This is a genomic window from Streptomyces sp. NPDC052012 (assembly GCF_040689265.1).
In the GTDB taxonomy this organism is placed as follows: Bacteria; Actinomycetota; Actinomycetes; order Streptomycetales; family Streptomycetaceae; genus Streptomyces.
Map to the genome: position 1 here is coordinate 1 of NZ_JBFAXA010000021.1, position 22,119 is coordinate 22,119.

Annotated in this window: 24 protein-coding genes and 1 tRNA gene; 14 read left to right on the top strand and 11 right to left on the bottom strand. The window is 72.3% G+C overall.

The window, feature by feature from the left end; genetic code table 11:
- The first annotated feature begins 434 nt into the window (after positions 1 to 434).
- Together AB0412_RS27190 and AB0412_RS27195 are read left to right on the top strand one after the other, a co-directional pair.
- Positions 435 to 1,421, top strand: a complete 987-nt coding sequence (locus tag AB0412_RS27190) for an aldo/keto reductase (RefSeq protein WP_366405209.1) — start codon at positions 435 to 437, stop codon at positions 1,419 to 1,421.
- On the top strand, positions 1,418 to 3,457 hold the full coding sequence (locus tag AB0412_RS27195) for a helix-hairpin-helix domain-containing protein (protein ID WP_366405210.1): 2,040 nt from the start codon (positions 1,418 to 1,420) through the stop codon (positions 3,455 to 3,457). The genes AB0412_RS27190 and AB0412_RS27195 overlap by 4 nt, the downstream gene beginning before the upstream one ends.
- A 50-nt stretch (positions 3,458 to 3,507) precedes the next feature.
- Here AB0412_RS27195 and AB0412_RS27200 read toward each other — a convergent pair whose 3' ends face one another.
- A complete protein-coding gene (locus tag AB0412_RS27200; RefSeq protein ID WP_366405211.1) occupies positions 3,508 to 4,203 on the bottom strand; it encodes a hypothetical protein in 696 nt (231 codons plus the stop codon).
- A 47-nt stretch (positions 4,204 to 4,250) separates the two neighbouring features.
- Between AB0412_RS27200 and AB0412_RS27205 the strand changes: the two genes are divergently transcribed.
- Positions 4,251 to 4,439, top strand: coding sequence for a DUF5703 family protein (locus tag AB0412_RS27205; protein ID WP_366405212.1), 189 nt, complete (start codon positions 4,251 to 4,253; stop codon positions 4,437 to 4,439).
- A 48-nt stretch (positions 4,440 to 4,487) separates the two neighbouring features.
- Here AB0412_RS27205 and AB0412_RS27210 read toward each other — a convergent pair whose 3' ends face one another.
- The 3 genes from AB0412_RS27210 to AB0412_RS27220 all read right to left on the bottom strand — a co-directional run bounded on the left by AB0412_RS27210 (position 4,488) and on the right by AB0412_RS27220 (position 7,067).
- Positions 4,488 to 5,225 carry a chaplin family protein gene (locus tag AB0412_RS27210; protein ID WP_366405213.1) on the bottom strand — a complete coding sequence of 246 codons (738 nt, stop codon included), beginning with the start codon at positions 5,223 to 5,225 and terminating at the stop codon, positions 4,488 to 4,490.
- Between the two features lie 133 nt (positions 5,226 to 5,358).
- Positions 5,359 to 5,592, bottom strand: coding sequence for a chaplin (locus tag AB0412_RS27215; RefSeq protein WP_366405214.1), 234 nt, complete (start codon positions 5,590 to 5,592; stop codon positions 5,359 to 5,361).
- A 149-nt stretch (positions 5,593 to 5,741) separates the two neighbouring features.
- Positions 5,742 to 7,067 carry a M20/M25/M40 family metallo-hydrolase gene (locus AB0412_RS27220; protein ID WP_366405215.1) on the bottom strand — a complete coding sequence of 442 codons (1,326 nt, stop codon included), beginning with the start codon at positions 7,065 to 7,067 and terminating at the stop codon, positions 5,742 to 5,744.
- Positions 7,068 to 7,285: 218 nt separating this feature from the next.
- On the opposite strand from AB0412_RS27220, the gene AB0412_RS27225 reads away from it, so the two are divergent.
- A tRNA-Leu gene (locus tag AB0412_RS27225) sits at positions 7,286 to 7,370 on the top strand.
- Positions 7,371 to 7,448: 78 nt separating this feature from the next.
- Positions 7,449 to 7,820: a YchJ family metal-binding protein gene (locus tag AB0412_RS27230; protein ID WP_366405216.1), complete on the top strand. Its 372-nt coding sequence runs from the start codon at positions 7,449 to 7,451 to the stop codon at positions 7,818 to 7,820.
- Here AB0412_RS27230 and AB0412_RS27235 read toward each other — a convergent pair.
- Complete coding sequence (locus AB0412_RS27235; RefSeq protein ID WP_366405217.1) at positions 7,817 to 8,518, bottom strand: FadR/GntR family transcriptional regulator; 702 nt, start codon at positions 8,516 to 8,518, stop codon at positions 7,817 to 7,819. The two genes, AB0412_RS27230 and AB0412_RS27235, sit on opposite strands and share 4 nt — an antisense overlap.
- A gap of 138 nt (positions 8,519 to 8,656) precedes the next feature.
- On the opposite strand from AB0412_RS27235, the gene AB0412_RS27240 reads away from it, so the two are divergent.
- Positions 8,657 to 9,175: a gluconokinase gene (locus AB0412_RS27240; protein ID WP_366405218.1), complete on the top strand. Its 519-nt coding sequence runs from the start codon at positions 8,657 to 8,659 to the stop codon at positions 9,173 to 9,175.
- Between the two features lie 83 nt (positions 9,176 to 9,258).
- On the top strand, positions 9,259 to 10,656 hold the full coding sequence (locus tag AB0412_RS27245; RefSeq protein ID WP_366405219.1) for a gluconate:H+ symporter: 1,398 nt from the start codon (positions 9,259 to 9,261) through the stop codon (positions 10,654 to 10,656).
- Between the two features lie 80 nt (positions 10,657 to 10,736).
- Here AB0412_RS27245 and AB0412_RS27250 read toward each other — a convergent pair whose 3' ends face one another.
- From AB0412_RS27250 to AB0412_RS27265, 4 genes are all read right to left on the bottom strand, one after another.
- A complete protein-coding gene (locus AB0412_RS27250; protein WP_366405220.1) occupies positions 10,737 to 11,375 on the bottom strand; it encodes a cytochrome b/b6 domain-containing protein in 639 nt (212 codons plus the stop codon).
- Positions 11,359 to 12,099, bottom strand: a complete 741-nt coding sequence (locus AB0412_RS27255) for a molybdopterin-dependent oxidoreductase (protein WP_366405328.1) — start codon at positions 12,097 to 12,099, stop codon at positions 11,359 to 11,361. Before AB0412_RS27255 ends, AB0412_RS27250 begins: the two co-directional genes overlap by 17 nt.
- A 138-nt stretch (positions 12,100 to 12,237) precedes the next feature.
- Entirely contained in the window at positions 12,238 to 13,779 is a 1,542-nt protein-coding gene (locus AB0412_RS27260; RefSeq protein ID WP_366405221.1) for an APC family permease, read from the bottom strand.
- A gap of 51 nt (positions 13,780 to 13,830) precedes the next feature.
- Positions 13,831 to 14,781 (bottom strand): hypothetical protein, encoded by a 951-nt coding sequence (locus AB0412_RS27265; protein ID WP_366405222.1) that lies wholly within the window; start codon positions 14,779 to 14,781, stop codon positions 13,831 to 13,833.
- 316 nt (positions 14,782 to 15,097) lie between these two features.
- On the opposite strand from AB0412_RS27265, the gene AB0412_RS27270 reads away from it, so the two are divergent.
- From AB0412_RS27270 to AB0412_RS27285, 4 genes are read left to right on the top strand one after another with little or no spacing between them, the layout of a single operon-like run.
- Positions 15,098 to 15,994: a DMT family transporter gene (locus AB0412_RS27270; protein ID WP_366405223.1), complete on the top strand. Its 897-nt coding sequence runs from the start codon at positions 15,098 to 15,100 to the stop codon at positions 15,992 to 15,994.
- Positions 15,995 to 16,023: 29 nt separating this feature from the next.
- The gene (locus tag AB0412_RS27275; protein ID WP_366405224.1) at positions 16,024 to 16,539 is read left to right on the top strand and encodes an NUDIX domain-containing protein; all 516 of its coding nucleotides are present in this window, start codon (positions 16,024 to 16,026) and stop codon (positions 16,537 to 16,539) included.
- Between the two features lie 27 nt (positions 16,540 to 16,566).
- Complete coding sequence (locus AB0412_RS27280) at positions 16,567 to 16,959, top strand: DUF202 domain-containing protein (protein WP_366405225.1); 393 nt, start codon at positions 16,567 to 16,569, stop codon at positions 16,957 to 16,959.
- Positions 16,956 to 17,285 carry a DUF202 domain-containing protein gene (locus AB0412_RS27285; RefSeq protein ID WP_366405226.1) on the top strand — a complete coding sequence of 110 codons (330 nt, stop codon included), beginning with the start codon at positions 16,956 to 16,958 and terminating at the stop codon, positions 17,283 to 17,285. Before AB0412_RS27280 ends, AB0412_RS27285 begins: the two co-directional genes overlap by 4 nt.
- A 47-nt stretch (positions 17,286 to 17,332) precedes the next feature.
- Here the strand turns inward: AB0412_RS27285 and AB0412_RS27290 are convergent, their stop codons facing one another.
- Positions 17,333 to 18,274 (bottom strand): NADP-dependent oxidoreductase, encoded by a 942-nt coding sequence (locus AB0412_RS27290; protein WP_366405227.1) that lies wholly within the window; start codon positions 18,272 to 18,274, stop codon positions 17,333 to 17,335.
- Positions 18,275 to 18,472: 198 nt separating this feature from the next.
- Between AB0412_RS27290 and AB0412_RS27295 the strand changes: the two genes are divergently transcribed.
- Positions 18,473 to 19,531 (top strand): phosphotransferase family protein, encoded by a 1,059-nt coding sequence (locus AB0412_RS27295; RefSeq protein WP_366405228.1) that lies wholly within the window; start codon positions 18,473 to 18,475, stop codon positions 19,529 to 19,531.
- Between the two features lie 5 nt (positions 19,532 to 19,536).
- Positions 19,537 to 20,751 carry an acyl-CoA dehydrogenase gene (locus AB0412_RS27300; RefSeq protein ID WP_366405229.1) on the top strand — a complete coding sequence of 405 codons (1,215 nt, stop codon included), beginning with the start codon at positions 19,537 to 19,539 and terminating at the stop codon, positions 20,749 to 20,751.
- A 38-nt stretch (positions 20,752 to 20,789) separates the two neighbouring features.
- Here the strand turns inward: AB0412_RS27300 and AB0412_RS27305 are convergent, their stop codons facing one another.
- Positions 20,790 to 20,936 (bottom strand): hypothetical protein, encoded by a 147-nt coding sequence (locus AB0412_RS27305; RefSeq protein ID WP_366405230.1) that lies wholly within the window; start codon positions 20,934 to 20,936, stop codon positions 20,790 to 20,792.
- A 75-nt stretch (positions 20,937 to 21,011) separates the two neighbouring features.
- Here AB0412_RS27305 and AB0412_RS27310 point away from each other — a divergent pair, with 75 nt between their 5' ends.
- A complete protein-coding gene (locus AB0412_RS27310; RefSeq protein WP_366405231.1) occupies positions 21,012 to 21,965 on the top strand; it encodes a LysR family transcriptional regulator in 954 nt (317 codons plus the stop codon).
- Positions 21,966 to 22,119 lie beyond the last annotated feature (154 nt).

The following is a 22,119-nucleotide window of genomic DNA, read 5'->3' on the forward strand; positions in this document are numbered from 1 at the left end:
GTCAGCGCGTCGCCGTCGGTGTTCAGCCAGGCGGCGAACTTCGCGGCGGCGTCCTCGGTCTGGCGCGGAATCGGTCGACTCGAGAAGCAGGGGTGTTGACGCGCCAGCCGCTGCGGGCGGACACCACCGCCCCGTCCCCTCCCCGCCGCGTGCGAGTGCGCCACGCCCACGCTCCGTCGCGCGTGACCCGCCGCGGGCGGCTGCGGGCCGCCAGGTTCGTGTCCATCCCGCGGGCAGTCGTGCCGCAGGGGCGATGGGGGTCCCCCCGCTCGAGCGAAGCCGAGAGTGGGGGAGGGTGGGCGCGGACGGTGCCCCGTCGGCGCCGGGCTGCGCGACCGACCCCAGGCGTCCGGTGAGCCGTGCACTCCGGGGTGGGTAATTCCGTTGTCCACAGGCACCCACAGGCACGGTTCTGGCCAGTAATCTCGGCGTTCATGGAGCAGAGGCATCTCGGCCGTACCGGCCTGCGTGTGTCCCGGATCGGGCTCGGGACTCTGACCTGGGGTCGGGACACCGACGAGCACGACGCCGCGGACCTCATGAAGACCTTCTGGGAAGCGGGCGGGACACTCGTCGACACCGCGGACGTGTACGGCGACGGCGAGGCCGAGTATCTGCTCGGGAAGCTGATAGACGGGCTGGTGCCGCGCCGGGACCTCGTCATCTCGACGAAGGCGGGGAGTGTTCCGGACCCTGACCGCCGGTTCGACGGTTCGCGCGGGCATCTGCTGTCCGCACTGGACGCCTCGTTGGCCAGGCTGGGCACCGACTACGTCGACGTGTGGCATGTGCACGCGTACGACCCGGCCACGCCGTTGGAGGAGACGCTGCAGGCACTGGACATCGCCGTCGGCAGCGGGCGGGCCCGCTATGCGGGCGTGTCCAACTTCTGCGGGTGGCAACTGGCCAAGGCCGGTACCTGGCAGCTGGCCGCGCCGGGCGCGCGGACGCGGCTGGCGAGTACGCAGATGGAGTACTCGCTGTTGCAGCGGGGGGTCGAGCGTGAGGTGCTGCCCGCCGCGATGGATCTGGGGATCGGGCTGCTTCCGTCCTCGCCGCTGGGGCGGGGTGTGCTGACCGGCAAGTACCGGGGTGAGGCGATGCCGCCGGACTCGCGGGGGGCCTCGGAGCATCTGGCTCCGTTCGTCGCGCCGTACCTCGACGAGACGGCGAGCCGGATCGTGGACGCCGTGACGACGGCGGCCGACGGGCTCGCCGTGACCGCGTTGCAGGTGGCGCTCGCCTGGGTGCGGGACCGGCCCGGTGTCACCGCCCCCATCGTCGGTGCGCGCAACGCGCAGCAGCTCACGGCGGCGTTGTCAGTGGAGGCGCTTAGTCTTCCTGACGAGATCTGCCGGGCGCTCGATGATGTGTCGGCGCCCGTGCACCGGTATCCCGATCACGACTGGAGCACGCTGTGAGCACGCCCGAGACCCCGGAGACCCCGCAGGACGCCGCGTCGGCCGACGGTGCGCAGGTGTCCGAGGCCGAGGCCGAGTTGCAGGCCCAGCGGATCGAGCGGGAGCGCATCGAGCGGCGGAAGGCGGAGAAGCAGGGACCGGTCGAGGCCGGGGGCAAGCTGAGCGGCAAGGCCGCCGAGCTGCTCGCCGCCGTGCGAGCCGTGGAGAGCGGGGAGAAGCCGCCGGCCACGGTGTTCGAGGAGGCCGCTCCCGCGCCGCGGCGGCCCGCGCCCGAACCGGTGCGGCGGGTGGCCGCGGCCCCGGCCGAGGTTGGGCCTGCCGCTCATGTCGTCGAGGGTGTGCGCGGGGTGCTCGCGGCAGGGGGCGCGCCGGAGGGGCTCGCCGCGCAGGCCGCGGCCGTGCTGGGCGAGGGGGCCGGGGAACTGCTGCGGGCGGATCCCTGGCAGTTGCTGCGGATCGGTGGGGTGCGGCCGGAGCAGGCCGACGCGTTCGCGCGGGCGCTGCTCGGGGGCGAGGCCGCGCCGGACGACGAGCGGCGGGGGCGGTCGGTCACCGTCTGGCTGCTGGAGCAGGCGGCGCCGGCCGGGCACACCGCGCTGGAGATGTCCGCGCTCGTCGCCGCGCTGGAGCGGCAGGGTGTGCCGGGCGCGGAGGAGGCCGTGCGGAGTGCCGTCGCCGAGGGGGACGTGCTGGTCTTCCAGGACGCGTTGGAGGGGGATGCCGACGCGGCGGAGGAGGAAGGCGAGCGGGACGTGCGGGTGCTCGTGGGGCTGGAGCGGTATGCGCTGGCCGAGGAGAGTCTCGCCGACGGTCTGGCCCGGCTGGTCAACTCCGTGCCCAAGGACGACGGGTCTGGTGAGTGGGAACGGGCCGCGGCCGCTGCCGAGGGGTCCGCGGGTGAGTTGGTGCGTGCCGTCGCCGGGCACGGGCTGGTGCTGCACACCGGCGGTGAGGCCGCGCTGGCGGAGCCGGCGGCGCTGCTGCGGGCGGCGCGGGGCATGGGATTGCGGGCCTGGGCGGCCGCGCACAGCCCCGTGGGGCGGGACCGGTTCGCGGCGCTGGCGGGTGAGGACGGGCCCGCGGTGGTGACCGTGGCCGGGCTGCTGGCCGGTGCCGAGGGGCCCGGGCGGGGCGGTGACGGGGCGCTGGACGTGGATCTGCTCGTGGTGCTGGACGCGCCGCAGCTGGACGTCGAGGTGGCCGCGCTGGTGACGGAGTCGCTGCCGGACGGGGCGCGGCTGGTGCTGTCCGGGGATCCGGCGGTGCTGTGGTCCGTGGGTCCGGGGCGCGTGTTCGCCGATCTGCTGGCGGCGCGGGTGTGCCCGCAGGTGGCCTCGCGGCGGCCGGATCCCGGGCCGCTGGGCGAGCTGGTCTCGGGGATCGGCGTCGGAGAGCTGAACCAGGTGGAGGCTCCCGGCAAGGAGGTCGTGATCGTGCCGGTGCGGGACGCGGGCGAGGCCGTGCACCGGACCGTGCAGCTGGTGGTCGACTCGGTGCCGCGAGCGATCGGTGTGCCGGCCGAGGAGACGCAGGTGATCACGCCGGGACACGGGGGTGCCGTGGGGACGCGGGTGCTGAACGCGGCGTTGAAGGAGCGGCTGAATCCGGGGCCGGGGCGGTTCGGCGGGTTCGATCCGGGTGACCGGGTGGCCTACTCCCCCGCCCCGGGGCGGACGCTGCCGGGGTGGGTGGTGAAGGCCGACGCCGAGGGGCTGCACCTGTCGTGCGCGGGCGAGGCCGTCGTCGTACCGAAGGAGCGGGTGGAGCAGTCCGTACGGCACGGGTGGGCGCTGACCGCGCACCAGGCGGTGGGCTGCCGGTGGCCGGCGGTCGTCGTGGTGCTGCCGGGCGACGCGGTACCTGCGCTGAGCCGCCCCTGGGTGTACACGGCGTTCAGCCGTGCCGACCGCCATCTGTCCGTGGTGCACGGCGTGGAGCAGGCCCTGTCCCGGGCCGTGGCCGAGGTGCCGGCCAGACCGCGGACCACGCGCCTGCCCCATCTGCTGGCCCCGCAGGTCACGCCGGCGGCCGGCTGAGAGGTCCGGTGGGTCGGTGGCGGTGACCACCTGGGGTCACCGCCACCGGTTCAGCGGTCGGCGTCGAGGGGCTCGAGGTCTTCGTCCTCGTCGAGGGCCGGGTCGAGCTCGTCCTCGATGTCGTCCTCGTCGTCGGTGTCGTCGGCGTCCTCGTCGAAGACCGCGCTGACGTCGAAGCGGCAGACGACCCGTTCCGGGTCCACCTGCTCGAAGGGGGCCTCCAGCCACTCCCCCGGCTCGGGGGGTTCGTCCGTGGCCGTCACCCAGAGCGTGGAGTCTCCCTCCTCCAGGCCGAACTCCTTGTGCCGGGAGGCGATCTCGTCGGGTTCGAACTCGCCGAAGAGGATGCCGAGCGCGCCGTGGACGGTGCCCGAGGTCCGGGTGGTCTCCTCCTCGTCGGCCGCCTCGATCCGCTGCGCGTGCGCCAGCAGCCGCTGCGGCTGCGCGACGGCGTAGTCGCGGCGGATCAGCACGCTGAGGGCGCTCGGCTCCTCGGGGCCGGAGTAGGGCGGCAGCGCGCCCTCCCCGCCGGGGATCTCGAAGGGAGTGACCTCGTCGTAGCGGTCGTAGAGCAGTTCGTCGTACGCCTCCGCGGCCGCGGCCAGCTGGTTGAACGCCTCGTAGACGGCCGGGTCGTCCTCCCCCGACCGGCGTTCGACCGCGGCCAGGTGGCGGTCGAGCGCGGTCTTGACCGCCTCGGCGGCGGCGCGTACCTCGGCAGCGGTGGGCTGCGCAGCATCAGACATAGTGCAGACGCTATCCGTACGAGGCCCCGGCCCGCACAATAGATGCGATGCCGGAATACGAATTTGTCGACGTGTACGTACCGCGCGGGGTCTCCCGCAAGGAGACGACGCGACTGCTGACGGAGCATGCAGAGTACGGTCACTGGGAGTTGTACCGCCTGAGCCTGTTGCGGGACGGCAGCCGCAGGGTGCGGTTGCGGCGGCGGATCATTCGCCAGGTGCGCGCGACCTGGTGAGTGCAGGGGCCCGCGGGGTGCCGTCGGGCCCCTGACGTGTGCCCGGGGTCAGGCTGCCGCCCGCGCCTTGCGGTAGAGGATCGCGCCCGCGAGCAGCGCGCCCGCGCCGACCGGCAGGGCGAGGCCCATGGGCAGGTCGCTGCCGGTGTGGGCGAGCTGGGTCTCGGCCCGGGGCCGGCTGACGGCGTGGGCGCCCGGCTGGTTGCCGTCGCGCGAGGAGCCGCCCCGCTCGGTGTCGTCCGGTGTGGAGGGGGTGTCCGGGCTGCCCGGCTGGTCGGGGCGCTCGGGCTCGACGGGGTTGCCCGGTTCGCCGGGCTGCTGGGGCGTTCCGGGGTCGCCGGAGGAGTCGTTCGCGCAGTCGTTGCCCTCGGCGGTGTTGCCGGCGCCGAGGACGTCGACGCTGTTGCCGCAGACGTTGACCGGGATGTGGACCGGCGCCTGGACCTGGTTGCCGGAGCCGACACCGGGCGAGTCGGTGGCGTGTCCGCCCGCGTGCGAGCCGCCGGGTGCGCCGGAGCCGTCGTGGCCGGACGACGAGGAGCCGCCCTGGTTCGTGCAGGAGTTGCCCACGGACGGATTGAGGACACCGACGACGTTGACGGTGTTGCCGCAGACGTTGACCGGTGCGTGCACGGGCGCCTGCACCGTGTTGCCGGAGAGGACGCCGGGCGAGCCGGACGCGGTGCCGTGCGCGCCCGAGTCGGCGTGGGCGGCCCCGCCGGCGGCGGCGATCACTCCGGTCGCGGCCGCCACGGTCATCAGTCCCTTGCGGGTGACCTGTCGCATTGCTGGATTCCCTGCTTTCGGAAAGTTCCCACGTTCTGGAAGACCGGTCGGCCCCGGAGCGCCCATGGCGGGCGTTCCGGGGCCGACGGGCTCAAACCCTTGAAAGGTCTGCCCTACAGGGCGAGGCTCGAGGTCACTGGTTGACGCAGGTGTTGCCGAAGGCGGGGTTCAGCAGCCCGATCACGGAGACCGTGTTGCCGCAGACGTTCACGGGGATGTGGATCGGGGCCTGGATCACGTTGCCGGACACGACGCCCGGGGAGTGCACGGCGGCACCCTGGGCACCGGAGTCGGCAGCGGCCATGCCCGCGCCCGCGAGAACCAGCCCACCGGTGGCAGCCGCGACAGCGACGACCTTCTTGATCATTATTCCTCCTTGTTGGCAATGCGACCCCAAGTTGCGGATCACATCACGGGTAACGAGGAGGGAGTAATGAGGCTACGAGCTTATGGTCGCATTCACTCGTAACGGTCAACTCCGCACGTCTGCCCGATTGTTGAGGGGCTTCTCGGCGATCAGGAGGCGTCCAGGAATCGGTCGAGGACACGGACCCCGAACTTGAGGCCGTCCACGGGCACCCGCTCGTCGACGCCGTGGAACATGCCGGCGAAGTCGAGCTCCGGGGGCAGCTTCAGCGGGGCGAAGCCGAAGCAGCGGATGCCGAGGTCGTCGAAGGACTTGGCGTCGGTGCCGCCGGAGAGCATGTACGGCACGGCACGGGCGATCGGGTCCTCGGCGCGCAGGGCGGTCTGCATGGCGTCGACCAGCCTGCCGTCGAAGTCGGTCTCCAGCGCCTTGTCGGCGTGCACGTCCTCCCGCTTGACCCGGGGGCCGAGGATCCGGTCGAGGTCGGCGAGGAACTCCTCCTCGTAGCCCGGCAGGAAGCGGCCGTCGACGTGCGCGGTGGCCTGGCCGGGGATGACGTTGACCTTGTAGCCGGCGCCGAGCATGGTGGGCGCCGCCGAGTTGCGCAGGGTGGTGCCGATCATGCGGGCGATGCCGCCGAGCTTGGCGAGGGTCTCGTCCATGTTCTCCGGGTCGAGCTCGGTGCCGAGCGCGTCGGACAGCTCGTCCAGGAAGGCCCGTACGGTCTTGGTCACGCGGACCGGCCAGGTGTGGCGGCCGAGGCGGGCGACGGCCTCGCACAGTTCGGTGATGGCGTTGTCGGTGTTGGTCATCGAGCCGTGCCCGGCGGTGCCCTCGACGGTGAGCCGCATCCAGTGCATGCCCTTCTCGGCGGTCTCGACGAGGTAGAGGCGCAGCTGCTCGTTGACGGTGAAGGAGAAGCCGCCGACCTCGCCGATCCCCTCGGTGACGCCCTCGAAGAGGTCCGGGTGCTCGCGGACCAGGTACTTGGCGCCGTAGGTGCCGCCGGCCTCCTCGTCGGCGAGGAAGGCGAGGACGATGTCGCGCGGGGGCTTGCGGCCGCTGCGCAGCCGGTCGCGGACGACCGCGAGGGTCATCGCGTCCATGTCCTTCATGTCGACCGCGCCGCGCCCCCACACGCACCCGTCGGCGATCTCCCCGGAGAAGGGGTGGTGGGTCCAGTCGGCGGCGTTGGCGGGGACGACGTCGGTGTGGCCGTGGATGAGCAGCGCGGGCCGGGAGGGGTCCTCGCCCTCGATCCGGGCCACCGTGGAGGCGCGCCCCGGGTGCGACTCGAAGATCTTCGGCTCCAGCCCCACCTCGGCGAGCTTCTCGGCGACGTACTCGGCCGCCTTGCGCTCGCCGGGACCCGAGTGGTCGCCGTAGTTGCTGGTGTCGATCCGGATCAGCTCGCGGCAGAGGTCCACGACCTCGTCCTCACCGGTGACGCTCCTGGCCGTGTCCGTCTCGCTCACGTGCTTCCTCCCGCTGTCACTGCTGGTGGATTGCTGCTGGTGGTCCCCCACATCCTCCCCCCGCACCGCGCGCTCCCCAAGACCCGGTCCGGCCCGTCACACGCCGTTCACGTCCGTGCCGCGGGCCGGCGGTGGCGGGCGGGGTGATCGGCCACGGTGGAACACCTGGTAATGTTTACGTCGTCGCCGCGGGGGGAAACCCGCGCGACAGACACCTTGTCCGGGTGGCGGAATGGCAGACGCGCTAGCTTGAGGTGCTAGTGCCCTTTATCGGGCGTGGGGGTTCAAGTCCCCCCTCGGACACACGAAGCGAGGGCCGCGACCGCGAGGTCGCGGCCCTCGGGCGTTGCAGCGAAGGCGATCGCGCCGCGGAGGGTGATCATGACCACGCGTTCCTGCCCGTGCGGGCTGCCGGAGGCGTACGAGGACTGCTGCGGCCGGTATCACGGCGGGATGGCGGCACCCACCGCCGAGAAGCTCATGCGGTCGCGGTACTGCGCCTTCGTGCGGCGGGACGCCGGTTATCTGCTGCGGACCTGGCATCCGCGTACGCGGCCCGAGCGGATCGACCTCGATCCCGGGATGCGGTGGACGGGGTTGGAGATCCTGGGGACGACGGACGGGTCCGCCTTCCACTCCACGGGGACCGTGACGTTCCGGGCGTCCTACCGCGGCGGCTCGCTGCACGAGCGCAGCCGGTTCGAGCGGGTCGACGGCGCGTGGGTCTATGTGGACGGTGACTTCCTGGACTAGGGCGCCAGGATGTCCAGTTCCTGGAGGGCGCCCTCGGTGATCTCACGGGTCAGGCGCTCCGCGCGTTCGGCGTCGCGTTCGCGGACGGCCTCGGCGACCTGGACGTGGAGGGTGACGGCGGCCGGGTCGGGGTCGGGGAACATCACGTCGTGATGGGTGCGGCCGGCCAGGACCTCGGCGACGACGTCGCCGAGCCGGGCGAACATCTCGTTGCCGGACGCGGTGAGGATGACGCGGTGGAAGGCCATGTCGTGGAAGAGGTAGCCCTCCAGCTTGTGGCCGCGTGAGTGCGCGACCATGCCGAGCGCCGCCTCGGTGAGTTCGGCGCACTGCTCGGCGGTGGCGTGGCGGGCGGCCAGTCCCGCCGCGACGGGCTCGACGGCCGAGCGCAGCACGGTGAGGGAGCGCAGCTGGCGGGGGCGGTCCGCGCCGGCCAGGCGCCAGCGGATGACCTGGGGATCGTAGACGTTCCACTCGCAGGCCGGCAGGACCGTCACGCCCACGCGGCGGCGGGACTCGACCAGGTGCATGGATTCCAGGACGCGCACGACCTCACGCATCACCGAGCGTGACACGTCGAAACGCTGGGCGAGTTCATCGGTACGCAGGACGCTGCCGGGCGGGTACTCGCCTGCGGTGATCTCGGGGCCGAGGGTGTCCAGTACGCGGCCGTGCAGCCCCCGGCCCGTGGTGCTCATGCACTCAGAGTACGGGGCGGATCACAGGAACAAAAAGTCAGACTTATATGTCACAGACTCTTGAATTCGTCGTACCTAATGGGTTTCAGTTGCGTCGACATCACGTGTCGACGAGGACAGCAGACAGTGAGGCAGCGGATGAACACCCCCCATGTCGTCGTGGTCATGGGCGTCGCGGGCACCGGCAAGACCACCATCGGTCCCCTGCTCGCCGCCCGGTTCGGCGTCCCGTACGCCGAGGGCGACGACTTCCACCCGCAGGCCAACATCGCCAAGATGTCGGCCGGCACCCCGCTCACCGACGAGGACCGGTGGCCGTGGCTGGACGCCATCGGCGGCTGGGCGCACGAGCGGGCGGGGCTCGGCGGGGTGGTCAGCTGCTCGGCGCTGAAGCGGTCGTACCGCGACCGGCTGCGGGCCGCCGCGCCCGGTGTGGTCTTCCTGCATCTCACGGGTGACCGCGCGCTCATCGAGGACCGGATGTCGCACCGGAAGGGCCACTTCATGCCCACGGCGCTGCTCGACTCCCAGTTCGCCACGCTCCAGCCGCTGGAGCCGGACGAGGCCGGGGTCGCCGTGGACGTGACGGGCAGCCCGGAGGAGATCACCGCGCGGGCGGTCACCGCCCTCGAGGCCCTCCCCGAGCCCACCGCCTGAGCCTCCCGGATCTCAGCAAGCCCGGAGCGCCCCCACCGCCCCGGTTCTCCCCGACTCCCCCGTAACTCGCAAGGGACTCCACCGTGACCAGACTCAGCGTCGAGATGCTGGCAGCGGACGCACCCGAGCCGATCACCTCGGCCGGTCACGCTCAGCTGGGCATCGCCGTCCTGGCGGGCATCGCCGTCATCGTCCTGCTCATCACCAAGTACAAGCTGCACGCATTCCTGGCGCTGACCATCGGGTCACTGGCGCTCGGCGCGTTCGCCGGAGCGCCGCTGGACAAGGTCATCACCAGCTTCAGCGCGGGGCTCGGCTCGACCGTCGCCGGCGTCGGCGTGCTGATCGCCCTCGGCGCGATCCTCGGCAAGATGCTCGCCGACTCGGGTGGCGCCGACGAGATCGTGGACACCATCCTCGCCAAGGCGGGCGGGCGTTCGATGCCGTGGGCGATGGTGCTGATCGCCTCGGTGATCGGTCTGCCGCTGTTCTTCGAGGTCGGCGTCGTGCTGCTGATCCCGGTCGTGCTGATGGTCGCCAAGCGCGGCAACTACTCGCTGATGCGCATCGGCATCCCGGCGCTCGCCGGTCTGTCCGTGATGCACGGACTGGTCCCGCCGCACCCCGGCCCGCTGGTCGCGATCGACGCGGTGGGTGCCAACCTCGGTGTGACGCTGGCCCTCGGTGTGCTCGTCGCGATCCCGACGGTGATCATCGCCGGTCCGGTCTTCTCGAAGTACGCCGCCCGCTGGGTGGACGTGCCGGCACCTGACCGGATGATCCCGCAGCGGGCGTCCGAGGACCTGGACAAGCGCCCCGGTTTCGGTCCGACGCTGTTCACGATCCTGCTGCCGGTCGTGCTGATGCTCGCCAAGGCGCTGGTCGACATCGTGATCGACGACCCGGAGAACACCGTCCAGCGGGTCTTCGACGTCATCGGTTCGCCGCTGATCGCGCTGCTCGCGGCCGTGCTGGTCGGTATCTTCACGCTGCTCGGGCCGGCCGGGTTCGGCAAGGAGCGCGTGTCGCCGCTGGTCGAGAAGAGCCTCGCCCCCATCGCGGGCATCCTGCTGATCGTCGGCGCGGGCGGCGGCTTCAAGCAGACGCTGATCGACACGGGCGTGGGTCAGATGGTCCTGGAGATCTCCGAGGACTGGTCGATCCCGGCGCTGCTGCTGGCCTGGCTGATCGCGGTGGCGATCCGGCTGGCGACCGGTTCGGCGACGGTGGCGACCGTCTCGGCGGCCGGTCTGGTGGCTCCGCTCGCGGCCGACATGTCGACCACCCACGCGGCCCTGCTGGTGCTCGCGATCGGCGCGGGTTCGCTGTTCTTCAGCCATGTGAACGACGCCGGGTTCTGGCTGGTGAAGGAGTACTTCGGCCTCACCGTCGGCCAGAACATCAAGACCTGGTCCGTGATGGAGACGATCATCTCGGTGGTCGCCGGTGGTCTGGTGCTGCTGTTGTCCCTGGTCATATAGCGACACCGGTCAGCCCGGCGGTACGTCGATGACGCCCGGCCGGAGAGGCGGAACCAGCGCTTCTCCGGCCGGGCGTTCTCTCATGGGCGCCACAGCGGATGCTCGCGCTCGGCCCACTCCCGGCTGACGGAGCCCGTGCGCAGGCCGCGGCGGGCCTCCGGGTCGGCCAGGGCCATGCCGATGTGACCGGCGAGGACGATCCCGATGGTCAGGGCCAGCCAGTCGTGCACGAAGGTCGCGCTGGTGCGCCACACCAGCGGGGTGAGGTGGGTGAACCACATCATCAGGCCGGTGCCCAGCATCACCAGCGTGGCGCCGGCGATCCAGGCCGCGTAGAGCTTCTGCCCGGCGTTGAACTTCCCGGCCGGCCGGGACGCGGGCCGCCTGTCGCGGCGCAGGGCGGAGCGCAGCCAGGTGCGGTCGTGCGGGCCGAAGCGGTTGAGCCGCCCCAGGTCGGCGCGGAGGGCTCGGGAGGCGAGGCCGGCCAGGACGGGCAGCGGCAGGGCGACCCCCGACCACTCGTGGACGGTGACGACGAGGGCGCGGCGGCCGACGAGTTGCGCGAGCTGCGGGACGTACAGGCAGGCGGCGGTGAGGACGCAGACGCCCATCAGGACGGCCGTGGTGCGGTGCACCCACCGCTGGGCGGGGCCGAAACGCCGGAGGGCGGTGCTGCCCGCGGCCGGGGCGGTGGGCGGGGCGTCAGCTCGTGGGCTCATCGTCGCGTCCGTTCGAGCGGCCGACCCAGGCGTCGATGTCGTAGCCGCGCTTCTCCCAGTAGCCGGGCTCGACGTCCTCGGTGACGGTGATGCCGGAGAGCCATTTGGCGGACTTGTAGAAGTACATCGGGGCCACGTAGAGGCGGACCGGGCCGCCGTGGGCGTGGTTCAGGTCCTCGTCCCGCATGCGCAGGGCGACGAGGACGTCCGCGCGGCGTGCCTGGCGGAGGGTGAGGCTCTCGGAGTAGGCGCCGTCGAAGCAGGTGAAGCGCACCGCGCCGGCCGTGGGACGCACTCCCGCGGCGTCCAGGAGCCGGGACAGGCGCACCCCCTCGAACGGCGTGTCGGGCACCCGCCAGCCGGTCACGCACTGCACGTCGCGCACCAGTCGGGTCTGCGGCAGTGCCCTGAGGTCGGCCAGCGTGTAGGTGGTGGGGCGGTCGACGAGGCCGTCGACGGTGAGGCGGTAGGAGGCAGCGCTTCTGCGGGGGACGGACGAGGTGACCGAGTAGTAGCGGAAGCCGCCGCCGTTGGGGAGCAGCCCGGTCAGACCGGTGGGGTCCTTCTCGGAGGCTCCGGCCAGGAAGGACTCCAGGCCGCGCTGGAGCGGGGGCGCGGCGACCACGCCGAGGGCGCCGAGACCCAGAGTCCCGAGCAGCACCCGGCGGCCGACGGGTTTGCCCCGGGGCTCCGGATCCTCCGGTGGGTTTCCGGTGTCCTCCAGTGCTTGTCCGGCGCCGTCCGGTGGTTGTCCGGCGCCTTCCGGTGGGTGTTCGGCGTTCACCCTCCTCATTCGAGCACCCGCGTCCCCGGGAGGCCAGGGATCGCGGGTGCTCGTCAGGATTCCGTCATCGCCGTGGGTCTACGGCGTGCGCTCGGCCGCCTTGTCCAGCTGGAACGCCTCGTTGCCGAGGCCGATGCGGGCGTGGGTCTCGGGGGCGCGGGCGCGCAGGGCGAGGCCCTGGACGAGGCCGATGACCAGGGCGAGACCGATGACGCCGGGGAGGACCCAGCTCAGGGAGGAGCCGGGGCCGGCGCCGACGAGGACGTCGAAGTCCTTGACGGTGTAGCCGGCGATCACGATCAGGGCGACGCCCGCGAGGGTGGAGGTGACCAGCCGCCAGGCCTGGGCGCGGGCGGCGCCGCGGCGGACGAAGAACGCGACCACGGACAGGGAGGCGAGGGCCATCAGCACGATCACGCCGAGCGCCCCGATGTTGCCGCCCCAGGTGAACAGGTGCAGCACGGGCGCGGTCGGGTCGCCGGTCGGCTTGTCGTCGGTGAGTGCGAAGGCGACGACGAGCGCGGCGGCGATGACGGTCTGGAGCAGGGAGCCGGTGCCGGGGGCGCCGCTCGTGCCGGTGGTGCGGCCGAAGGCGGCCGGGAGCAGGCCCTCGCGGCCCATGGCGAAGGCGTAGCGGGCGACGACGTTGTGGAAGCTGAGCATCGCCGCGAACATGCCCGTGACGAACAGGACGTGCAGGACGTCCGTGAAGGTGCCGCCGAGCCGGGACTCGGTGAGGAAGAACAGCAGTCCGGCGCTCTGCTCCCGGGAGGTGCCGACGATCTGGGACGGGCCGGTGGCGACGGTGAGCGCCCAGCTGCTGATCGCGAAGAACACGGCGACTCCGGTGACCGCGAGGAACATCACGCGCGGCACCAGGACGTGCGGCCTGTTGGTCTCCTCGGCGTAGACGGGGGCCTGCTCGAAGCCGAGGAAGGCGGCGATGCAGAAGCACAGGGCGGTGCCGACGCCCGCGCCGGTGAGGGTGTCGGGGTTGAAGGCGTGCAGCGACAGGCCCTCCTTGCCGGGGTCGGCGATGGCGGCGATGTCGAAGACGACGACCAGCAGGACCTCGATGACCAGCAGGACGCCCAGCACGCGGGCGTTGACGTCGATCTTCAGCCAGCCGAGGGCGCCGACGGCGAGCACGGCCGCGAGCGCCGGTATCCACCAGGCCACCTCGATGTCGGCGTAGGTGGCGAACAGCCCGGAGACCTCGAAGCCGAAGATGCCGTAGATACCGACCTGGAGGGCGTTGTAGGCGACGAGGGCGACCATGGCGGCGCCCGCTCCGGCGGTGCCGCCGAGGCCGCGGGAGATGTACGCGTAGAAGGCGCCGGCGTTGTGGACGTGCCGGCTCATCTCGGCGTAGCCGAGGCTGAACAGCACCAGCACGATGCCGAGCACGACGAAGAGGAGCGGCTGGCCGACGATGCCCATCACCGCGAATGTGGTGGGCATGACACCGGCGACGACCATGAGGGGGGCGGTGGCGGCGAGGACGGAGAGCAGCAGGCCCCCCGTGCCGAGGCGGTCGGCGCGCAGGGCCCGCTCCTGGCCCTTGAAGGTGCTGATGCCCTCGGCTGTGGATCTGCTCGTGCTCGAACTGTCCGTCGTCATCGGGAGTCCGTCCTTGGGTGGGTTGCGGGAGTGGGCGTGGAGGTGGGGGTCTCAGCCGGTGCCCAGGGCGGTCGCCCGGGCGGTGCGGAAGGCGGTGACGGGGTCGCGGTCGGGGTACGACCAGGGGGCCGGGGTGGCGTGGTCGCCGATGCGGTGGAAGAGGGCGGCGGCCTCGGCGCCCCGGCCCTCGCAGACCTTGGCGTGAGCGAGGAAATTGAGGTCGATCAGACGGCGGGGGTGGTCCTCGTGCTCCCACTCAAGCCACCAGTCGAAGGCGGCCTTCATCACCTGGCGGGCGCGGCGGCCGACCCAGTGGCCGGAGGCGGCCGGATCGGCGGGCTCGTGACCGGCGGCGGCCAGCGCGCGGTAGCGCTCGGCGTGGGCGATGACCGGGAGGACCGCGAGCGGTGAGTCGGCGGGGGCCTGCTCCGCGGCCCAGTTGGCGAAGTCGTAGACCTCGTGCAGGGGGTCCCGGCCCACGTCCACCCGGCGTTCGGCGAGCCAGGCGACCACCAGGTGGTGGGCGTGGTGGTGGTCCGCGTACCGGGTGCGGACCTGCTCGAAGAGCCGGACCACGTCACCGTCCGCGCCCTGGGCGCACTCCAGCAGGAGCAGACCGAGCCACGGGGTGGGGTCGGCGGGGACGAGTTCGGCGGCGCGGTGGCAGGCCTCGCGGGCGCGGGCGGGCTTCTCCTTGCCGTTCAGTGCGCGCCGGATCCGGGCGAGGGCGAGCAGCACGGACGCGTCGGCTGACTCCGGTTCGGCGAGCAGCCACTCACCGGCCCATGCGGCGCAGTACGTCTCGCGGGCGAGCACGGTGATCCGGTGGCCGCGGCGGTCCCAGTCGTCCCCCGTGCGGACCAGCAGGGAGCGGGTCTGCTGCCATCGGCCCTGGGCCAGCGCGACTCGGGCGGCGACGAGTTCGGCGTCGTCGAGGGCCTCGTCGAAGGACTGCGCCGCACGTCTGCGGGCACGGCCGAGGGGAGGCGGGGGTGGGGACACCGCGGAACTTCCTCACGCGCTCTTCTTGTGGCACGGTCCACGGCGGCGGTCGGATACGGCAGTGGTCGGCTGCCGTCCGCCATGAACTGATCACGGACAGCAAACCGGCAGCCAATGGTGGCCGTCAAGGGCGCCCAGGGCGTTACACGCGTCAACTGATGTTTCTGGTGGGGCACTTGCGCTGCACACCTGAGGAACAAAGCAGACAATCTGTGACCCAACTGACGCCTGCGGAGGGAAGCGCTCCGGTGGGGAGCACGGCTAAAGTCGGCTGCTACACGTCCGTGACCCCGCACGAATATCCGAGGTACGCAGCGTGTCGGTTCCGGTACTGGTGCTCGCCGTGAGCGCCGCGTGCTGCCTGGGCTTCGGGTTCGTGCTCCAGCAGAACGCGGCCCAGCGCGCACCGCTCGGCGATTTTCTCTCGCTCCGGCTGCTTGTCGATCTGGTGAAGGTGCCGCGCTGGCTGGGCGGTACGGCCCTGATGGTCGCCGGGATGGCACTGGGCGCCGCCGCGCTCGGCCAGGGCGAGCTGTCCCTCGTCGAGCCGCTGCTGGCGACGAACCTGCTGTTCGCGCTCGCGCTGTCGCGCCGCCAGACGCGGCAGCCGCTGGGCCGGCAGGGCTGGGCGGGCCTCGCGCTGCTGGCGGGCGGGGTGACCGCGTTCGTCGTGGCCGGCGAGCCGACCGGAGGTGACGCCGTCACCGACCCGGCCCGCCACTGGCTGATCATCGGCGGCATGACCGCTCTGGCGCTGCTGCTCACGGCCTGCGCCAGGCGCTCGCGGCTGACCCGGGGCCCGGTGCTGCTCTCGGTGGCCGCGGGGATGCTGTACGGCGTCCAGGACGCCCTGACGCGGGTGAGCGGGCAGCGCTTCGCCGACGGCGGCTTCGCGGAGCTGATGAGCGGCTGGCAGCCGTACGCGGTGCTGGCGCTGGGCGTGACCGCGCTGGTGCTCGTGCAGAGCGCGTTCGAGACCGCTCCCCTGCGCATGTCCCTCCCCGCGCTGACCGCGGCACAGCCGCTGGCCGGCATCGTCTGCGGCATCGGCATCCTCGGCGACCGGCTGCGCACCGACGCCGGGTCCCTGAGCTGGGAGGCGGGCGGTCTGGCGGCGATCGTCGCGGGCGTGCTCCTGCTGGGCATGCATCCGGCGATGCCGCAGGGGACGGTCCGCCGGCCGCGCGTCCAGGAGTTCGAGCTGCTGCGGTGAGCCGGGGGGCGGGCTGCTTGGATGGGCCCATGAGTTCCGCCGACGAGATCCTCGACATCGTGGACGAGAACGACCGGGTGACCGGGCAGGCCCCGCGCGGCGAGGCCTACGCCCGGGGGCTGCGCCACCGGTGTGTCTTCGTGTGGGTGCGGGACGCCGCGGGACGTGTCTTCGTGCACCGGCGCACGCCAGGCAAGCTGGTGTTCCCCTCGCTGTACGACATGTTCGTCGGCGGCGTCGTCGGCGCGGGCGAGAGCTACGACGAGGCGGCGCTGCGGGAGGCCGAGGAGGAGCTCGGGGTGAGCGGGCTTCCGGCACCCCGATACCTGTTCAAGTTCCTGTACGACGACGGCGCCGGGCGCACCTGGTGGTCGGCGGTGTACGAGGTGCGCTGCGACCTGCCCGTGCGGCCGCAGGCCGAGGAGGTGGCCTGGCACGACTTCCTCGCCGAGGCGGAACTCAGGCGGCGGCTGGCGGAGTGGGAGTGGGTGCCGGACGGGCTGGCGGCGTACGAGCGCCTCTTGGCCCACCGACCGGTCGGCTGACCGCGTTCGCGCAGGTAGGGTCCGGGCGTGAGCGATTTTGTGCGGAACGTGCGGCTGTGGTTCATGCCCGAGGATGTACGGACGGAGGGCGAGACGCCCGACTACCGGTTCTCGCTGGCGAACGAGCGCACGTTCCTCGCCTGGCTGCGCACCGCGCTCGCGCTGATCGGCGGTGGTTTCGCCGTGGACCAGTTCCTGCCCGACCTGCGCTGGGGCTGGCGCGTGGGGCTCGCACTGGCGCTGCTCGCCACGGGCGTGCTGTGCGCGCTGCGCGCCGTCAACCACTGGGTGCGATGTGAGCGGGCCATGCGGCGCGGCGAGGATCTGCCGGTGTCCCGGTTCCCGGCGCTGCTGAGTCTGGTCGTGGCGGTCGTGGCCGTCGCGATGGTCGTCGTCGTGCTCTTCGGGTGGGAGGCGTGAGCGGCGGCGCAGCCGCGGCGCGGGAGCGCGACCCCGGGCTGCAGCCCGAGCGGACCAGGCTCGCGTGGCGCCGTACGACGCTGTCGGGGACCGTCACTGCCGTGCTCGCGGTGAAGGCCGTGCTGCAGGGCGGGGTGTCGGCGGCCGGGATCGTCACCGGTGCGTCGTGCTGCGTCTGCTGGCTGGGGTTCCTGCTCCTCGCCCACGGCCGGATCCGTGCGCTGGCTGCCTCGGGGAGCCCGGCGGCGCTGCGCCCCCGGTACGCCACCGCGACCGTCCTGTGCACGGTGGCGATGGCGGCGTGCGCGGCGGCCCTGGTGCTGTGACGTCCGGACGGTTACGACCTCTCCGGCTCCCGGCGGCATCCGGGCGGCTACGACTCCGGCTCCCAGTCCACCGTCACGACGATCTTGCCCCGGGTGCGGCCCTCCTGGTTCAGCCGATGCGCGTCCCCCGCGCGCTCCAGCGGGAAGGTGCGCGAGACGTGCACGCCGACCGCGCCCTGTTCCGCCAGTTCGGCCAGGTGCCTGAGGTCCTGCGGGTCGGGGCGTACGAAGTAGTAGCGGCCTCCGTAGCTCACCACCTCCGGGTCGGCGATCGAGGCCAGCCGGCCCTCCGGGGCGACGAGGTTGGCCGAGACCTTCAGCGCGTCGCCGCCGACGGTGTCGAAGACCGCGTCCACGCCCTCGGGGGCGAGTCCTCGCACCCGCTCGGCCAGGCCCTCCCCGTAGGTCACCGGTTCGCCGCCCAGCTCGCGCACGAAGTCGTGGTTGTGCTCGCTCGCCGTGCCGACGACGCGTGCGCCGGCGTGGACGGCGAGCTGGACGGCGAGGGAGCCGACCCCGCCGGCCGCGGCGTGCACCAGGACCGTCTCGCCGCGCTTGACCTCGAGGACCCTGTTGAGCACCTGGTAGGCGGTGAGTCCCGCGAGGGGCAGGCCGGCCGCCTCCTCGAAGGAGAGGTTGCGCGGCTTGCGGGCCAGGGTGCGCACCGGGGCGGCCACGTACTCGGCGAAGGTGCCCCGGGACAGGAAGTCCTCACGGACGTAGCCCATGACCTCGTCTCCGACGGCGTACTCCGCCACGGCCACGCCCGGCTGGACGACGACGCCGGAGACGTCCCAGCCGGGGACCACCGGGAAGACGGCGTCGAGGACGCCGTCGAGGTAGCCCTCGCGGCACTTCCAGTCGACCGGGTTGACGGCCGCCGCGCGCACCTTCACGAGCACCGAGTCGGGGCCGACCTTGGGGTCGCGCAGCTCGCCGAGTTCCAGCACCTCGGGGCCGCCGTACCGTGCGTAGCTGATCGCCTTCATGGCTCGACCCTCCGGGCTCACCCCGGACCGCGCAAGCCGGACGGCACCCGGCGGGCCGTTCGCGTGGTGCCCGGGGAGCCGACGGAGGCCCGGAGCGCCTATCGTGGCTCCGATCACGTTTCGCTCCCCCTCTGGACGACATACCGACCGGTCGGCATCATTAGCGGGGTATCCTTCACCTGCCTCGTAGGAGCGACGATGAGCCCCGACCACCCGCCCGGACTCGATCTCGACCGGCTGCGCGGCCTGCTCGAACGTGAGCGGCCCGGCCTGGTGAACGGCCCGCTGTCCGGCCGGCTGATCGAGGGCGGCAGGTCGAACCTCACCTACGCGATCTCCGACGGCACCTCGAAGTGGGTCGTGCGGCGGCCGCCGCTCGGGCACGTGCTGGCGACCGCGCACGACATGAAGCGCGAGCACCGCGTGATCAGCGCCCTGCACCCGACCGCCGTGCCGGTGCCGCGTCCGGTGCTGCTGTGCGAGGACGAGAAGGTGCTCGGAGCGCCGTTCTACGTCATGGAGTTCGTCGAGGGCACCCCGTACCGCACGGCCGACCAGCTCGCCGCGCTCGGCCCGGAGCGCACCCGGGGCGCCGTACTGAACCTGGTGGACACGCTGGTCGAACTGCACGCGGTGGACCCCGCCGAGGTGGGCCTCGGCGACTTCGGCCGGCCGGAGGGCTTCCTGGACCGGCAGCTGCGGCGCTGGGGCAAGCAGCTGGACGCCTCCCGCAACCGGGAGCTGGCCGGCATCGACGAGCTGCACGCGGCGCTCGGCCGCGAGCTGCCCGTCTCCCCCGCGGCGACCGTGGTGCACGGCGACTACCGGCTCGACAACGTGCTGATCGGCGCCGTGAGCGATCCGCAGGGGAACGAGGCGGACCGGGGCGCCGACGAGATCAAGGCGATCCTCGACTGGGAGATGTCCACGCTCGGCGACCCGCTCACCGACCTGGGGCTGCTGGTGATGTACAGCAAGCCGCTGGGGCTGCCCGACTCGCCGGTCTCCACGACGGCCACGGCCCCGGGGCACCCGGCGCCCGAGGAGCTGATCGAGCGGTACGCGGCGCGCTCGGGGCGCGACGTCTCCGCCGTCTCCTGGTACACCGCCTTCGCCTGGTTCAAGCTCGCCGTGATCCTCGAGGGCATCCACTACCGCTACACGCTGGGCCAGACGGTCGGACGCGGCTTCGACCGCATCGGCGATCTGGTCCCCGTCTTCATCGAGCACGGTCTGACCACTCTTCAGGAAGGCTGACGGACATGGACTTCGCGTTCGACGCACGCACGGAGGAGCTGCGCGCCAAGCTGCTGGCCTTCATGGACGAGCACGTCTATCCGGCCGAGAAGGTCGCGGAGGAGCAGCGCGCCGCGCTCGACTCGCCCTGGAAGACCGTCCCGGTGGTGGAGGAGCTCAAGGCCGAGGCGCGGCGGCAGGGCCTGTGGAACCTGTTCCTGCCCGACTCCGAGTACGGCGCCGGGCTGACCAACCTCCAGTACGCCCCGCTCGCCGAGATCATGGGCCGCTCCCCGCACATCGCGCCCACCGTCACCAACTGCGCCGCGCCCGACACCGGCAACATGGAGGTGCTGACCCAGTTCGGTGACGAGCAGCAGAAGAAGCAGTGGCTCCAGCCGCTGCTGGCCGGTGAGATCCGCTCGGCGTTCGCGATGACCGAGCCGGACGTGGCCTCCTCGGACGCCACCAACATCACCACCCACATCGAGCGGGACGGCGACGAGTACGTCATCACGGGCCGCAAGTGGTACATCTCCGGGGCGATGCACCCGGACTGCGCCATCTTCATCGTGATGGGCAAGACCGACCCCGACGGGGCGGACATCCGCCGTCAGCAGTCCATGGTGCTCGTCCCCCGCGACACCCCGGGCGTCACGATCAAGCGGGCGATGCAGGTCTTCGGCTACGAGGACCACTCTCACGGCGGCCACGCCGAGGTGATCTTCGACCACGCACGCGTGCCGGTGACGAACCTGATCGGCGAGGAGGGCGGCGGCTTCGCCATCGCCCAGGCGCGGCTCGGTCCCGGCCGGATCCACCACTGCATGCGGCTGATCGGCATGGCCGAGCGGGCGATCGAGCTGATGTGCCGGCGGGCCGTGTCCCGGGACGCCTTCGGCAAGGCGCTGGCCCAGCAGGGCGTGGTGCAGAACTGGATCGCCGACGCGCGTGTGGCGGTCGAGCAGCTGCGGCTGCTGGTGCTGAAGACGGCCTGGATGATGGACACCGTCGGCAACCGGGGCGCCCACACCGAGATCCAGGCCATCAAGATCGCCACCCCGCGCACGGTCGTCGAGATCCTCGACCGGGCGATCCAGCTGTACGGGGCGGGCGGGGTCAGCCAGGACTTCCCGCTGGCCGAGCTGTACGCCGGTGCCCGCACGCTGATGATCGCCGACGGTCCGGACGAGGTGCACCAGAGGTCGCTGGCGCGGCGTGAGCTGAAGAAGTACCGCTAGCCAGGGGCCGGCGCGGTTCGGCAGCCGCCTGCGGGGATTCAGTAGCCGCCGGCCGGGGTGTGGTCCGTCAGCGCCAGTCTGCGCAGGAAGCAGCGCAGGCGCAGGAGTTGACGGGCCGCCAGGCGCAGGGCGGTGGGGCGGTCGGGGGCGTAGGCGGTGGTCCACAGGGTCGGTACGAGATCCATGTCGTCAGCATCCGCCGAGGCCCCGAGGGCGGTCCAACAGATGGTTTCGCTGCGACGGATCTCTACGATAGATGGATGGAGATCCGTCAGCTCCGCCACTTCATGGCGGTCGTCACCGAGGGCGGCTTCACCGCCGCCGCCCGTGCCGAGCTGATCGTGCAGTCGGCGCTCAGCACCTCGATCCGCAATCTGGAACGGGAGCTGGGCGCCGACCTGTTCGACCGCACCGGCCGTCGGGTCGTCCTCACGGAGGCGGGCCGTGCGCTGGTGCCGCAGGCTCGCGCGCTCCTGGCCGGGGCGGAGGCGGCTCGTCAGGTGGTGGCGGCGGTGGCCGGACTGGAGACCGGCCGGGTGGCCATCGGCACGATCCAGACCCTGACATGTGTGGATCTGCCCGCCGAACTGGCCGCCTTCCACGGCGAGTTCCCCGGCATCCAGGTGTCCGTACGGGATGCCACGGTGGACGAACTGACCGACGCGCTGCGGGCCGGGGAGCTGGATCTGGCGTATCTGGCGCCGGACGCCCGGGAGCTGCCCGAGGGGCTGACGGTCCACGCGACCTGGCACGAGGAGCTGGTGCTGATCACCGCGCCGGGGCATCGGCTGGCCGAGGCTGGCCGGGTGCGGATCAGCGAGCTGGCCGAGGAGTCCTTCGTGGACTTCCGGGCGGGGACGGGGCTGGAGACGGCGGTACGGCGGCTGGCCGCGCACTGCGGGCTGCGCCGCCGGATCACCTGTGATGTCACCCAGGCCGGCCTGCTGGTGGAACTGGTACGGGCCGGGATCGGGGTGGCGTTCGTGCCGCGGCCGATCGGCGAGCGCGCGGGGCTGCCCTGCCTGGCGATCCGGCAACCCGACCCGGGACGCACGGTGGTACTGGCCGGACGCGGACCGCGTCCGCGCAACCCGGCGGCAACGGCCTTGCTGAACCACCTCATGAGCCGCGCACACCACGAGGCCCACAACGGTCCCGCCCGCCCCACCACTTCACGGGCCGCACCCAGCGCACGGGCGGCGAGGAACGCGTAGGCGCCCGACTGACGAGCGCGCAGCAGCCTGGGCCGAGGGCCCCCGGTGGCGATAGGTCCACGGGAAGCCGGGCGCACTCGACTGACGCGCACCCAGCACACGGGCAGCCGGCAGACCAGCCCGCAGCAGCTCGGGCCAGCAGCCCACCGACCAC